Genomic DNA, 15172 nt, shown 5'->3' on the forward strand with positions numbered 1-15172 from the left:
ATGACTAAGAATTGAGTGTCCTACATAATGGTAGGATTTCCGTTTTAACCATACATAATGGTAGGTAATCTTCAATCCAACAAGAGTAAGCATACTGCTCATTTGAGCTTATATCTATCGGGGTTCAAGCCATATTTGTCTATGCGCAGTCCCATGATCCTCTCACTCACACCCAATTCCCGTGCTGCCTGGGCACGGTTGCCCATTGCATGTTTGAGCGCATCGGCAATGAGTTCTTTTTCCAGATTATCCAACTCGTGTTGCAATGTAGAGCTGAATTTCGTATTGGAAGATTCTGCCGATTGGAGACTGGGAGGAAGATGGTATGCATGGATCACGTCATCTTTGCTGAGGATAACAGCACGTTCGATACAATTCTCCAGTTCCCTGACGTTCCCGGGCCAATGGTACATCATAAGCAAGTCTATTGCGTTACTTGAGATTCTTTTTATGGAGAAGTGGTTCTTCTTGTTATACTTCTCGATGAAATGGTCACAAAGAAGCAGGATATCGGATTTCCGTTCCCGCAAAGGTGGAATATGAAGAGGAAATACATTCAGTCGATAGTAGAGGTCCTCCCTAAATCTTCCACTCTGCATCTCCTCTTCCAGATTCCTATTTGTTGCAGCTATGATACGGACATCGACTTTTATGGTCCTAACACCACCTACCCGTTCAAATTCTTGTTCTTGGACAGCCCTAAGCAATTTTACCTGCATCTTAGGAGAAAGCTCTCCCACTTCATCCAAGAAAAGCGTTCCCTGATCGGCGAGCTCGAACCTACCTTTACGTAGAGAGTGTGCCCCAGTGAAGGCTCCTTTCTCGTGTCCGAAGAGTTCACTCTCAATGACTCCTTCGGGCAACGCAGCACAGTTTACCTTTATGAATGGCTTCTTCGCCCTGAGGCTGTTGTCATGGATCTCCTGAGCAACTAATTCTTTTCCCGTACCACTCTCCCCACGAATCAACACCGTGGCCTCACTCTTAGAGACTTGGGCTACGAGATCGAACAGTTCCTGCATTACTTGGGAACGTCCTATGATTCTTTCCGGGATAAGTCGTTCCTGAAGTTCCTTCTTCAATCTCGCATTCTCAGCTACAAGACGTTCTTTCTCTTCCCGCAATTCTTGGCGGATCTTCACTGCACGAGCTATCATGGATGCTATGATGGAGAGAAGCTTGAGATAATGGGAGAGATCATCTGAAGGAACTTCAATAAAGGTGATGTTCAACGTTCCAATAGTGGTCTTGTCACTTTTTACAGGTACGCTAATGAAGGAAATCTGCTGATTCTTCTCTATGAAACCAGTCTCTGCCCCTGTCTTGTTCATATACCTGCTATCTTTTGAAATATCTGGAATGACAATACATTCTCCAGTCTTCACTACTTGACCGGTTATGCCCTCGCCGAGTTGATACCGACCCAATTTCTTTTGTGTATCGGTCAACCCATATGCAGATTCAATCAGAATCTCATTCTTATCCCTATTGATGAGTGTAATTGCACCACGGACGACAGGAGTGTGGGCTGCCAGAGAGTCGAGAATAGGATGGAGGATCTTTTTGAGATCGTCTGTCTCATCGAGGATTTTGCTGATTTCACAGAGTACCTGGAGCGTATCAGCCTTTTTCATGACGCACATGGTATGGTCATGTCAAATATTATTCAAGTACTCTTCAGACAAATTTCACAGCAGTGCCATACACCAATATCTCTGCGGCACCTTGAGCTACGTTGCTTGTGGCATAGCGGATATTGATCACCGCGTCGGCTCCAAGACCATCAGCTTCATCGACCATCCGCTTGGTGGCGATTGAACGCGCTTCATCCAACATCTCTCCATAACCGGTAAGTTCACCACCCACAATCGTCTTCAATCCTGCAAGAATGTCCTGGCCGAGGTGTTTTGCCCTGATAGTCGACCCTTTTACGATACCTAAAGTTTCAAGTTCCTTACCGGAAATAAAATCAGTATTTACCAAAATCATCACGTTCCTCCTCTTCCAACTCTCTGCTTCTCTGTACTAATACATACCCCATGGCAACCACTAACGCTAGCACCACCAACGCAATCAATACCTTGAGTACCATAGGAAGTGGAAGATACAAAAAAATTGCAGCATACCCGATCACTGCAGCCAATGTAAGGAATGCGAACAGTATAGGGGCAATCATCGTTTTTCTCATAGATTGAGTATAGCGTGTTTTTGCGAATTTGTGCATGTTAAATTATTCAATTGTTTGAAGTTGATACCGACACTACCTTTCTGCTGAACGTTAATTCATTCGCAGCAGTGGCTACGAGGATCAATACACCTCCCAACATCTGCAAAAGCGTTGTCTGCTCATGTAAAGCAAACACCGATAGCAACACAGCCACAACGGGATCGATATAGCTGAGAATTGCAGCCTGTTGCCCCCTCACATGGGAAAGCGAAGTAAAATAGAGAACATACATGATGCCAGTGTGAACCACTCCTATGATCAACAAAAGTAACAATTCATTTGTTTCGAGTGTACCAATATGGAAATCCTCCGTCACTTTTACATAGGGGATGAGAACAATCATGGCAGCAACGAACTGTAAGTAAGTCCTAGTAATTCCATCGACCGCTGCGGATGCTTTATTGAACATCACGACCGTAGCATATAGTACTGCAGCAGCTAGGCCGTAGAGGACACCAAGAATATCATTGGACCCGCCTCCACTAACTCCGATGATGAGCACGATACCGCTGGTGGAGATAATGAAGCAGATAATCTGCTTTGTATCAAGTTTCTCTTTGAGAAAAACAGCACTCGCAACAATCACTAACGTAGGAGCAAAGTAATAGCTCAAGGTAGACAAAGCCACACTCGTATATCTATAGGCCTCGAACAGGAATATCCAGTTGAACCCCATTGCGGCACCGGAGAGTGCCAGTTTGATCAGATTACGACCAGATTGTCGTATCATTTTCAATCGTTTGGTTACGACCATATATGTGAGAAGAACTAGCGTAGCCACAATGGCGCGCCAAAGAGCGATCTCTGCCGATGAAAGTGCAATATTCTTGACGAAGATACCAAGCGTGCCGAAAGTAGCCATTGCCAGGATTATTTGAAATCTATACATTTGAAGCGATTATCATCTCCTTCATTTCCCAACGAAACGAGGGTAGCGGAACAATCACTATTGGTCCATTACCGAGAGAGTGCAGGAATCGTATGGGGAGATACCCCGCCCCTGGGGCGGCACCGGAGGCGAAGCCTCCAGGGTCCAGGGCATGCCCTGGGGTCACGACACCATTCATTTCTGTGTAGCAGGTTTTCGGGAAGCAGCCAGCGAATAATAGTGATTGTTACTGCTATCATACCAACGAGCCAATATCACAAATCCATCAAGTGTTCCAGAGGCGACTTGAAGAACACCCTCCTGAAAATAGGAACCCTTTCCCAACGAACCTTCTGATTCGATATTCATGGCATAGGATTTCGATTCAGTTATTGCTGCCGAACTCTTTTCGATAAGAGCTTCTGCTGCTAAGACATCAGAAGCCTCTAAAGAATCGCGTACAAAAGCATATCCCAAGGTTTCCCCCACCGCCACCAGATATCCATCGATCGTAGGTAGTTGATGCACCCACGTCGGCTTACCATCGGAATCGAACTTTTGCTTATACGGTCTTGCCATCGCATTTTTCACAGGATCGGAGGCGATGATTACAACACCCTCTCTTCCGGCATTCCGAACCTCCAACAACTCTAAGCGTTCGAGAATAATGCGCACATCTTTCTCAGAGTACAGTGCACTGCCATCGGTAGCGAACGAGAGAAGTCCATTGCTAGAGGATTCACTCACCAACTTGCTGGTAACCTGAAGACCCTCGTTTATCGCAATGCTCCTTGCACAATTATACAAAGCTTCGGCAATTTCCTTTTCAGTTGTTGAATAGGGAGCTGACACTCCCATGAAGACATTCAAAGGATATTCATCCAAATTCCATAACTGAGCAGTCTCCATAGTCCGATCTCCCCCTTGGGGGACAGTTTTCGAGTTTACACAACCGAAAGAAAGGAGCAACACAATTACTATACTGGCAAGACAACAGACTCTTCTCATAGACATCCTCCATGACGGTCATGGTATAGGGCTTAGGATAATTCAACTCCATATGATTATCAATGTAAATGAATGATATGCAAGCAAGCGGACACTTTCCACACCGAGGCGATGGCATTAATGTTCCGATGGTTGACGAATTCCCCATATAGTTTAACTAATATATCCAAATCGGTATCCGATTGAATCCACTTTTCCCATACACGCAACTGTGCGGTTGAATAAATGGAATAAAAAGGTAACAATAGAGACATAACCTTGATCATAAGGAGATTATATGAATAAGTTTGAAACAGTACTTAAAGCAAAGATGAGCGAAGAAAGCTTCGCCAAGATTGCAGCCTTGAAGAACGACAAGGTCATGGAGTTCGTCGGAACGTTCGCCGAACACTGCGATCCAAAATCGATCTATGTCTGCGATGACAGCGAGAAGGACACTCAGTATGTCCGTGAGCAGGCTCTTGCCAAAGGTGAGGAACATCCACTAGCAAACTCTAAACAAACCATCCACTGGGACGGTTATGGAGACCAAGCTCGTGACAAGAAAAATACCAGATTCATGGTCTATAAAGAGAACATGGATAAGATGGCAAGCCTCAACTCAATCGAGTATGAAGAGGGATTGGCTGAGATCCTGGGAATCGCTAAAGGTATCATGAAAGGTAAGGACGCGGTTGTCCTGTTCTATTCTGAAGGTCCGACCGAAAGCCCATTCACTATCCCCTGTATCCAGTTTACCGACAGTTGGTACGTTGCTCACTCGGAAAACATTCTCTACCGTACTGCTTACAACCATTTCCTTAAGATGAAGGAAGCCGAGAAAGACGACTTCTTCCGCTTCATCCACTCTGCTGGCGAATTGGATAAGAATGGCTGTTCCGTCAATCTCCAGAACCGCAGGATTTACATGGATACCCAAAATAACATCGTATATTCAATGAACGACCAGTATGCCGGTAACTCTGTTGGTTTGAAAAAACACTCCATGCGCCTTGCAATTAACAAATCGGGCAATGAAGGTTGGTTGTGTGAACATATGTTCGTCATGGCAGCCTTGGATAAGAAGAAAAATCGCAAGACCTACTTCTGTGGAGCCTATCCATCAGCCTGTGGAAAAACATCCACTGCGATGATTCCAGGAGAGCAGATTGTTGGTGACGATATCGCATACTTTAGAAACATCAATGGTGAATTCAGAGCTGTAAACGTCGAGTTCGGTATGTTCGGTATCATCAAGGATGTGAATGAGCAGGATGATCCTGTCATCTTCAAAAACCTCATGATTGATCAGGAGGTCATTTTCTCCAACATCTTACGTGGTCCAGACAATAAGCCATATTGGCTTGGAATGGGTGTCGATTCACCTGATGAAGGCCGGAACCACTTCGGAGAATGGAAGAAGGGCACCAAGGATGCAGATGGCAAGGAAGTAGGTGTTGCTCACGGTAACGCACGCTACACCATGCGTCTGGACTATCTGGACAATATTGACAAGGTTGGATTCGAAGCTAAGGAAGGCGTCAAGGTCGACGGAGTCCTCTACGGCGGTCGTGATAGCGATATAACTGTACCTGTCGAAGAGTCTCCCAACTGGAAGGACGGTATCCTACTCAAGGCTGCAACCCTTGAATCCGAGACTACCAGCGCCACATTAGGGAAAGAGGGTGTTCGCACACCGAGCCCCATGGCGAATATGGACTTTGTTTCCTACCCCTTGGGTACCTATACCATGAACAACATCAAATTTGGTGAGGGAGTCAAAGATACACCGAAGATCTTCAGCAACAACTACTTCATGAGAGATGAAAATGGTAATTTCATGACCAGTAAGTTGGCGAAGAAGGTTTGGTTGCACTGGGCTGATGGTCGTATTCATAACGAATATCAGGCATATGATACACCCACCGGAAAGATTCCTCTCTATGAAGACTTGAAGGACCTCTTCAAGGAACACCTGAATGAGGACTTCCCAAAAGAGAAGTACGATTACCTCTTTACTTTCCGTTGCACCAAGTGGATTGAGAAGCTGGAGAGAACGAAAGCCTATTACAAGAAGATGGACCCGAATACTCCACAGGAAATTTTCGAATATTGGGATGCTACTATCGAAAGAATTTCAAAAGCCAAGGATACATATGGTGATCTCATTCTTCCCGGCACCTTCAAAGGATAATCCTTTGGATGTTCTATAGCACATAATATTTGCGGCACGTGTGGAAATTCCATACGTGCCGCTTTTCTTTCACCCTCTGAATGGTTGTGATGATTATCCGAGCCTATTCAAACTCTCAGTAATATTCAGACAGTGGTCACCGATCTGCTCTACATGCCTGACAATGTCGATATAGAGAAGTTCAACTTTTACATCAGCACCGGATTGTAGTCTCTTTGAGGCTGATTGCTTGAGGATATTACGCATTTTGTTAATCTCGTTCTCCAGCTTTACAGCGACAGCGACATTCTCACTCGACATATGTTCATTCAGGTGACTACGGATGAAATGGATGAATTGTTTTACCAGATCGACATACGGAAGCAGTTTTTCGATTGCTTTTGGATCCATCTCGATCTTTTGCTTTGTTTTTCGCTCTGACAGGATCATCAGGTTATAACAACTATCTCCAATACTCTCCAACTCATTTGTAATACGCATCATGCTATATACATTGTTTGCACTGACTTGATTCATATTGTCCATGCTGCATTGGGAGAGAAACTTGGTGATCTCTTCCTGCATCTGGTCGGTGAGGTCTTCCATCTTCTTTTGGGTCTCAACTTCATTGGCCATGGGGCTCTCAGGATGGCTGAAAATATCCCAAAATCGAGTAAACATATCTGAGATGATGTCTGCCATTTTGGCGAGCTCTCTCTTTACTGTAAGGAGATAGAGCTCAGGAGTGTCTTGCAACGTAGCCCGAATGTATTTGAGCGAGTATGCTGTGGGAATGCCCTCTTCATCGGGAACCAGCTTTGTCACCATCTTCGCTATCAGATTAACGAAAAAACTACAGAGGAACGTGTTGGTAATATTGAATAACGTGTGGAACATTGCCAAGTGAGCCGGCAAGGCCTTCGCCCCATCCAATGCATACACATCCCCAGGCACTATAGTATTCACGAGATTGAGGAAAAGATAGAATATGGGGGTCATCCACAATACGCCAAAAATATTGAATAGCGTGTGGGCTCGACTGGCACGACGTGCATTTACACTAGTCCCAATGGATGCAAGATAAGCAGTCACCGTAGTTCCGATATTTTCTCCCAAAACTATCGCTGCTGCCGTTGGATAGTCGATCCAACCTGCATAGGCCATGGTAAGGGTAATCGCCATGGCGGCCGATGATGATTGTACTATGATGGTAAGTAGTGTACCTACGATAATGAACAAGAAGTAGGAAGCCAAACCATGGCCAGTAAAATTTGCTAGGAATTCGAGCATCTCGGGGTGCTGACTGATATCAGGAACCGACCCCTTCAGGAAATCCAGACCCATGAAAAGCAGTCCGAATCCAATGAGGGTCTCACCAAGATCTTGTTTATTGAGCTTCTTGATTAAAAGTAGAATAAATCCAAATCCAATAGCTGGCAGAGCCATTGCACTGATTTTGACTTTGAATCCTAGGATCGCTACCAACCATCCAGTCACTGTGGTACCAATATTGGCACCCATGATCACCCCGATGGATTGGGTCAACTGCAACAATCCGGCATTGACGAAACTGACCACCATAACCGTTGTTGCGGATGATGACTGGACAATCGCAGTGATTGCGAACCCGGTAAGTATCGCAGAAACCCGATTCCCGGTCATAAAATTCAGAATGGATTGGAGACGCTCACCGGCAGCCTTCTGGATACCGTCGCTCATCGTCCTCATACCAAATAAGAACAAGCCTAAACTTCCGACAATTTGTAATAACTGATAAATCATCTGCGCTCCTCTGAGAACCACTTGAGAATGTATCAGAGACGACAACGATTGAAAAGGGGGAAATTAAGCAATGTTCAATTCAGACATTAACGGACGAGATACTCTCTAGCCTTCTCAAGCAGGTACCGTGGCATCTTCAGATTTTCCAAAGAACCGATAGGAGTGTTTTTTCGGTATGTCACGATACGATTTGCCAAGATCGGTCCAATTCCAGGAACTTTCAGAAGATCCTCTTTCGAAGCTTTCGAGATAGAGACGGGAAAAAATTCAGGATGGTGCCTAGCCCAGAGTAATTTTGGATCGGAGCTCAAGTCTAGATTTCCCGTTTGGTCGAACAGAAGATCATTGAAAGTGAAACCATACTGCCGATACAGATAATCTGCCTGATAGAGCCTATGTTCACGCATCAGTATTTGTGGGTTGCCCGCCGCTGTACGTATCTCAGGAAAGAGTGAAGCTTGGGTTACTGGGGTAGCTTGAAGACCTAGTTGCTCGCCAGGTATCCGAGGATCTCCCAAACCCGATTGGTAGGCACTATAATAGAGTCGGTTGTAGCCAAGCTTTCGATACATCGCCCAAGTATAGTTGAGAATCTCTTTATCGGTCTCATCTGAAGCCCCAACAATGAACTGGCTAGTCTTGGTTACTTTTGCGAACGGACTTCCCTTGGCTGTCATCGCACTCAAGTACTTGATACCGCCAATGATATCGGTATCGTAGTGTTTGGATTCCGAGAGTTTGGCGAAATGGCTCGCACCTGGAGTTTCAATATTCAAAGATACAGCAGAAGAGAGGGATAAGGCCTTGTCGATTGCATCCGTTGATGCACCGGGAATGATTTTCATATGGATATAGCCCCGATAGCGATACTGCTTACGAAGAATCTCGGCTGTTGCAATGAGCCTATCCATAGTATAATCTGCCGATCCTATGACTCCACTACTGAGAAAAAGACCAATCAGCCGACGTTTGGACTGGAATTCCATAAAGAAACTGGCGAGTTCTTCAGGTTTAAGGGAAGTACGTCGAGTGTCAGTATCCTCCCGTAATGGACAGTACTTACAATCGTTTGTACATGAATTCGAAAGCAGGGTCTTGAGCATTATTCCTGAACCGCCACTTGCGACTGTGACAGGATATAACCAAGACCCTGAATCTGTCCTCTTACGATGCTCCTGAGGCCTCTTTGTAGAGCAGGCACAGGAGAGATCATATTGGGCATCTCGAGCAAGAATATCTAATTTCGTAGCGGTATCCATGCTCGAATGGTAACATATGTATAGTACTTTTCAAAGAGTAAATTGGTCGCTTCTTAAATTTTCCGAGGATCCACATCGGCTTCATAATCGACTGAATCGAAGCCAAAACCATGAATCTGATCATAAGATTGACGAAACCCTTCCAGATCTCCCTTTACGAGGGATTCTCCCTCTGTCTGTAACTTCCATCGCCTATCGACTTCAGCCTGAACATCTTCCCGCATTTCCCAATCATCGAGTCGGATTCTCCCCTCCTCATCGACAGGGACATCATTATCTTTGTACAATCTATCGGTAAACAGACGGAACATCTGCTGAGTACACTCTTCATGTAAGCCCATCTCTTTCATCACCTGGTACAATAGTGCGATATAGAGGGGGACTACTGGAATGACAGCGCTTGCCCGGGTAACCAATGCCTTGTTTACAGCAACATATGCAGAACCTTGGAGATTTTTTAGACGTCCGGTTAAGACCTTGGCTGTGTGTTCCAGATGTTCCTTTGCCTTTCCAATAGTTCCTTCACGATAGACTGGAAAAGTGATTTCAGGTCCGATATAGGAGTATGCAACTGTTTTTATGCCCTCGGCAAGGAGTCCGCGACTAGCAAGGAAATCTATCCATAACTGCCAATCCTCGCCACCCATTACCTTTACGGTTTCTGCTATCTGATTTTCTTCGGCAGGTTCGATTACAGCCTTCTCTATGATTCCCGATTGTACATCGACCGAGAGTGCGGTGTAGGTTTTTCCAATCGGCTTCAAGACCGATTTATAGGTCTCGCCTGTTTCTGGATCTATTCTCATGGGTGAAGCTAAACTGTAGACAACCAGATCCACCTGCCCAAGGTCTTTTTCTACCAGGTCGGCGACTGCCTGCTTCATCTCTTTCGAGAAGGCATCGCCAAAAAGGCTCTCTGCGTACAATCGGCGATTACGGGCTTCGCGTTCAAACGCCATGGTATTGTACCACCCGGGAGTAGCAACTTTCTTCTCTGCTGGTTCCCGCTCAAACGAGACATTGATTGTGGCAGCATTTCCCATGACAGCTGCAACCATACGTGAGGCAAGACCGTATCCAGTGGAACCACCGATTACCAATACCCTCTTCGGAAATCGATCACCGTGATCACTTCCCTTCTTGGCATCCAACCATGCGAATTGGTCTTCGACATAGCGTACACATCCTGTGGGATGCGCGGTTAAAGAGACATTACGCATTACTTTCTGCTTAATAATCATATCGATTCAACTCTCCTCTACCGATTGTTCGCTCAAGACACACATCCATGTCGCTTCGGCTGCAAGCACATCGCCTACGAAAATCTTCCCGCTTTGCTTAATAACCCGCTGGGATATCCTGAGATTCTTCACTTCAATCCTCGCAGTATCACCTGGGCGCACCTGTTGCCTAAACTTGGCTTTTTCTACCGTTCCCAAGACAAAGAGGACACCTTTCTTGAGAATTTCAAGCTGTCTAAGACCAGCTCCCCCACATTGGGCCATAGTCTCAATGAGAATGACGCCGGGAACAACAGGATATTCGGGGAAATGACCTTGAAAGAACGGTTCATTGGGACCGAAATAGCGCGTTCCCACTATTGTTTCCTCGTCTACTTCAGTCAGCTTATCCACATAGAGGAAGGGGAAACGGTGAATCAGAAGTTCTTCAATCGGTTGATATTGTTCATTCATTTGATCATTCTCCTTAGGATGTAGTAGGAAGCAACGCCTCCTCTTTCCAGGGCTTGCCCTGAGGTATGTAACCCTTTCAAGATTCATATCCAGTAAATACCAAGGCTCCGTTATGACCTCCGAAACCAAGGGATTCACTCAAAGCATACCGTATCTTGCCATTCTGGCCAACATTAGGTACGTAGTCGAGATCACACTCAGGATCGGCATTGGTCAGATTGAGGGTACAAGGGAAATAGGAATCGCGGATAGCCAGAAGTGAAATTATCGCCTCCACGGCTCCAGCCGCAGCAACTAAATGTGAAGTCATAGATTTGGTGGAAGAGACTTTAAGCTGCTTGGCGTGGTCTTTGAAAACACTTTTTATAGCTCTCGTCTCCATGACATCATTAGCCTGTGTACTTGTCCCATGGGCATTGATATAGTCGATATCCTCAGGAGATAGTCCCGCTTCACGAATCGCAGCCCGCATCGCACGCGCTGCTCCGCTTCCTTCAGGATCGGGAGCGGTAAGGTGGAAAGCATCACACGTCATACCATATCCCACGATCTCCCCCAAGATATTCGCGCCTCTAGCCTTAGCGTGTTCCAGTTCCTCGAGAACCAGAATACCGGCCCCTTCCCCAAGGACAAACCCATCTCTATTGGCATCAAATGGTCGGCAAGCGAGCTCCGGAGTATCATTATAAGCCGTTGAGAGTGCTTGGATCCTACAGAAACCGGCAACTGCCAACTTCGTGATAGCACCTTCCGTTCCTCCCGTTACTGCCATATCGACAATCCCATGTTTAATGGCATGGAAAGCCTCTCCAATTGCATCTGTTCCGGATGCGCAAGCAGTCACGGTAGTATGGCAGGGCCCTTTAATTCCATACTTCATGGCAATATTACCAGCAGCCTCATTTGCTATCAATTTCGGGATAGTCAGCGGGGCTACTGCACGCGGCCCCCGTTCGAACAATTTTTCCAGATTTTCCTCTACAACCTCGAATCCACCAATTCCATTTCCAAGGTACACACCCGACTGTTCAGGATCATACCCACCTTCACCCTGTGGACCCAGACCGGCTTCAGCCATTGCCTGTACAGCTGCATAGACTGCATATTGTGAAAAGTCTGCCATTGATCTGACCTCTTTCCGGTCAAGCAGATCGGAGGGGTCGAAATTCTTGATCTCACCGGCAATCTTAGCTGGATATTCACTTATATCGAACTTGGTTAGTGGCCCTATACCACTTTTTCCAGCCTTGATATTCTTCCACAACTCATCAACTCGTGATCCTAGAGGATTCACCGTTCCCATTCCGGTAACAACTACCCTTCTCTTATCCATTACAGTATTCTCCTCTTTCACATTGCCATGCCGCCATCGACGGCAAGTACCTGACCGGTAATATAGGAAGCCTTATCACTACACAAGAAGGCCACTGCTTGAGCAACTTCTGTTGCATCACCAATCCTTCCCAATGGTATCTGTGTCTTTAGACTGTCCTTGGCATTCTCCGGCAGAACATCGGTCATATCTGTCTCAATGAAACCCGGAGCTATTACATTCACCCTCACCGAACGACCAGCTAACTCACGGGCGAGGCTCTTGGAAAAGCCAATTAGCCCTGCCTTTGAGGCTGCATAATTCGTTTGTCCACCATTTCCCATGATACCAACTACCGAGGAGATGTTTACAATTGTTCCTGTACGCTGGGAGGCCATGACCCGGCTAATTTTCCTACAAGTAAGGAATGCTCCTGTCAAATTCACCCGTAAAACATCTTCCCAAGCTTCGTCTTTCATCCTCATGATCAATCCATCCCGAGTGATTCCAGCATTGTTTACCAGAATGTCGACTCGAGAAGTCTGCGCAAGGACTGTCGAAAGCGCTTCTTCTACAGATCCAGCATCCGCCATATCACAGTTTACCCAATGAGCGAGTCCTGAGGGAGCTTCAGCCATCTTACATAATTCATCGGCAGGAAGGCCTTCTGACCGCGAAAGGTACCATACCTCTATTCCCTCACGGAGAAGCGAGATAACAATTTCCCGTCCAATTCCCCGCGAACCACCAGTAACAATGGCGCTCTTTCTCTTGATATCCGTACTCATGCTTGAGCCTCCCTTATCTTCTCTATCTCATCATATGTCCCCGCAGGAGTACAATCCACCGATAATCCACTTGATCGCCACAAACCGGTAAGCACACTGCCGGGACCAATCTCAAGAGCCTTTGATACACCATCATGTACCATATGCTCCATGGTAGTAATCCATTTAACGGGCGATGAGAGCTGCATCGCGCAAAGTTTTCTTACTTCAGCACCCGATTCAACCCTATTACCGGTCACATTGGCATACAGGATTCCTTGTGGATCGGAACAGGGTACTGATTCCAAGAATTCGCTGAACTCTCTCACTGCATCCTCCATGAAGGGGGTATGAAATGGACCTGACACCCGAAGGGGAATAATCCGGCGAGCTCCAGCTTTCTTTAGTGCATCTTCACAGCGCTCAAGTTCTCTTGCAGTCCCTGAAAGTACTACTTGTTTAGGTCCATTGTCATTCGCACAGAACAGCGTATCTGAACCCATATGAGAGAGTACCGATTGCACTGCATCGAACCCAAGTCCTATTACCGCGGCCATACCGAGCAATCCATAAGTCTTTTCGGCATCAACCGAAGCTTTTGCCATCAGCCTCCCACGTTTGGAAACGACAGAAAAAAGCGACTGTTCATCCAGCACTCCAGAACCTGCATAGGCAGAGAGTTCTCCCAAACTGAAGCCAGCATGACATGAGAAGTCTATACCGAGGTCTTGAAGAACCAATGAAGCACTACGATTGGCAAGAGTTATTGCTACTTGGGTCAATTCCGTTTGCTGCAACGTTGCTCCATCTGCGTTTTGAAGGATCGAGAAGAGATCTAAGCTGCAAACTTCAGAAGCCAAGGAGAAGAGATCTCTCACTCGTTGGGAATGTGCATGGAGATCCAAGGCCATCTGTGGCTTCTGGGCACCTTGCCCAGGATAACATGCTGCGTAGGTTACCATTGTATGAGATTTCCTCCGTATGTAAGGCCTGCTCCAAAACCGATAGTCATAATCCGTTGACCTCTCTTGAGCAACCCCTCCTCTTCCATCTCCCGCAATGCAATGGGGATACTGGCAGCTGATGTATTTGCATAATCTTCAATATTCATGAAAAATTTATCCTGATCGATCTTCAGTCTTTTTGCAGCAGCACTAATTATCCGACTATTGGCTTGATGGGGAACTATCCAATCGATATCCTCAATAGTGAGCTGATTCCTACTCAACAACTCATCCACCACTTCACCCAATACCCGCACTGCAAAATTATATACTGATCTTCCATCCATGTGGAGCTTATCGCCTTTTCCGGTATTGGCCAATCCATTGGTGGTATTGGTACCTCCTTTTGGAATACAGAGATAGTTGGAACCACTTCCTTCGGCATGGAGAACGCTATCGACTATCTTTCCATCGGATTCTCCAGAGGCTTCCACCAGAACACAACCGGCGCCATCACCAAACAGTACACACGTGTTTCGATCGCTCCAATCGGTAACGGCAGAGAGTTTTTCCGCACCAATAACCAAAACAGAGGGCACTGTTCCATTGGAGACCAGACCCCTAGCAACCTCGACAGCATAGATGAACCCTGTACAACCAGCGGCAATATCGAACGCAGGTATCACCGAAAGTCCTAACTTGTCTTGGATAACACACGCTGTAGCGGGAAAGCCTGGAAAATCTTGCGTAGCAGTAGCCAGTACAATAGCTCCAATTTCCTCTTTTCTGATTCCATGACGGCGAAATAGGTCTTTCACAGCCCCTACAGCGAGATCGCTGGTTGCAGTATCTGAATCAGCCAGATGCCGGGCGCCTATTCCAGTATGTGATCGAATCCAATCATCACTTGTATCGACGGTCTTGGCCAGTTCATCATTTGTCACCCGCTTCGGCGGGACATATGCTCCAACAGCCCGAATATACGCATGAGCTGGTTTAATCATAGGAAAACTCCTTTATTTCCCAACAAAGCGAGGGCAGCGTATCCATATACATGGATATTTTGCCGAACGAGTGCAGGAAACGCAAGTTGCTATACCTCGCCCTTCGGGGCGGAGTAGGAGGCAACGCCTCCTCTTCCAGGGCTTGCCCTGGGGTA

14 protein-coding genes are annotated in these 15172 nt (G+C 46.3%); 1 reads left to right on the plus strand and 13 read right to left on the minus strand.

Annotation, left to right across the window (positions count from 1 at the left end; genetic code table 11):
• Window positions 1–98: 98 nt before the first annotated feature.
• The 5 genes from nifA to ACODJP_RS03020 all read right to left on the minus strand — a co-directional run bounded on the left by nifA (window position 99) and on the right by ACODJP_RS03020 (window position 4103).
• Window positions 99–1634: a nif-specific transcriptional activator NifA gene (gene nifA / locus ACODJP_RS03000; RefSeq protein ID WP_422478314.1), complete on the minus strand. Its 1536-nt coding sequence runs from the start codon at window positions 1632–1634 to the stop codon at window positions 99–101.
• 43 nt (window positions 1635–1677) lie between these two features.
• Window positions 1678–1989, minus strand: a complete 312-nt coding sequence (locus ACODJP_RS03005; RefSeq protein WP_422478316.1) for a YbjQ family protein — start codon at window positions 1987–1989, stop codon at window positions 1678–1680.
• Complete coding sequence (locus ACODJP_RS03010) at window positions 1970–2188, minus strand: hypothetical protein (RefSeq protein ID WP_422478318.1); 219 nt, start codon at window positions 2186–2188, stop codon at window positions 1970–1972. Before ACODJP_RS03010 ends, ACODJP_RS03005 begins: the two co-directional genes overlap by 20 nt.
• A gap of 46 nt (window positions 2189–2234) precedes the next feature.
• Complete coding sequence (locus ACODJP_RS03015) at window positions 2235–3089, minus strand: DMT family transporter (RefSeq protein WP_422478320.1); 855 nt, start codon at window positions 3087–3089, stop codon at window positions 2235–2237.
• 201 nt (window positions 3090–3290) lie between these two features.
• The gene (locus ACODJP_RS03020) at window positions 3291–4103 is read right to left on the minus strand and encodes a hypothetical protein (RefSeq protein ID WP_422478322.1); all 813 of its coding nucleotides are present in this window, start codon (window positions 4101–4103) and stop codon (window positions 3291–3293) included.
• A 277-nt stretch (window positions 4104–4380) separates the two neighbouring features.
• Here ACODJP_RS03020 and ACODJP_RS03025 point away from each other — a divergent pair, with 277 nt between their 5' ends.
• Window positions 4381–6276: a phosphoenolpyruvate carboxykinase (GTP) gene (locus ACODJP_RS03025; protein WP_422478324.1), complete on the plus strand. Its 1896-nt coding sequence runs from the start codon at window positions 4381–4383 to the stop codon at window positions 6274–6276.
• Window positions 6277–6369: 93 nt separating this feature from the next.
• Here ACODJP_RS03025 and ACODJP_RS03030 read toward each other — a convergent pair whose 3' ends face one another.
• The 8 genes from ACODJP_RS03030 to ACODJP_RS03065 all read right to left on the minus strand — a co-directional run bounded on the left by ACODJP_RS03030 (window position 6370) and on the right by ACODJP_RS03065 (window position 15017).
• Entirely contained in the window at window positions 6370–8037 is a 1668-nt protein-coding gene (locus ACODJP_RS03030; protein WP_422478327.1) for a Na/Pi cotransporter family protein, read from the minus strand.
• 86 nt (window positions 8038–8123) lie between these two features.
• Window positions 8124–9296, minus strand: a complete 1173-nt coding sequence (locus tag ACODJP_RS03035) for a helix-hairpin-helix domain-containing protein (protein ID WP_422478329.1) — start codon at window positions 9294–9296, stop codon at window positions 8124–8126.
• A gap of 53 nt (window positions 9297–9349) precedes the next feature.
• Entirely contained in the window at window positions 9350–10537 is a 1188-nt protein-coding gene (gene fabV, locus ACODJP_RS03040) for an enoyl-ACP reductase FabV (RefSeq protein ID WP_422478331.1), read from the minus strand.
• A gap of 6 nt (window positions 10538–10543) precedes the next feature.
• Window positions 10544–10990 carry a 3-hydroxyacyl-ACP dehydratase FabZ gene (gene fabZ, locus ACODJP_RS03045; RefSeq protein WP_422478333.1) on the minus strand — a complete coding sequence of 149 codons (447 nt, stop codon included), beginning with the start codon at window positions 10988–10990 and terminating at the stop codon, window positions 10544–10546.
• A 76-nt stretch (window positions 10991–11066) separates the two neighbouring features.
• The gene (gene fabF / locus ACODJP_RS03050) at window positions 11067–12323 is read right to left on the minus strand and encodes a beta-ketoacyl-ACP synthase II (protein ID WP_422478335.1); all 1257 of its coding nucleotides are present in this window, start codon (window positions 12321–12323) and stop codon (window positions 11067–11069) included.
• Between the two features lie 17 nt (window positions 12324–12340).
• Window positions 12341–13090, minus strand: coding sequence for a 3-oxoacyl-[acyl-carrier-protein] reductase (gene fabG / locus ACODJP_RS03055; RefSeq protein WP_422478337.1), 750 nt, complete (start codon window positions 13088–13090; stop codon window positions 12341–12343).
• Window positions 13087–14031, minus strand: coding sequence for an ACP S-malonyltransferase (locus ACODJP_RS03060; protein WP_422478339.1), 945 nt, complete (start codon window positions 14029–14031; stop codon window positions 13087–13089). Before ACODJP_RS03060 ends, fabG begins: the two co-directional genes overlap by 4 nt.
• Window positions 14025–15017 carry a beta-ketoacyl-ACP synthase III gene (locus ACODJP_RS03065; RefSeq protein WP_422478341.1) on the minus strand — a complete coding sequence of 331 codons (993 nt, stop codon included), beginning with the start codon at window positions 15015–15017 and terminating at the stop codon, window positions 14025–14027. Before ACODJP_RS03065 ends, ACODJP_RS03060 begins: the two co-directional genes overlap by 7 nt.
• Window positions 15018–15172: the final 155 nt, after the last annotated feature.

The sequence above is a fragment of the Pleomorphochaeta sp. DL1XJH-081 genome, from assembly GCF_049310885.1.
Classification (GTDB): Bacteria; Spirochaetota; Spirochaetia; order Sphaerochaetales; family Sphaerochaetaceae; genus CAYZJV01.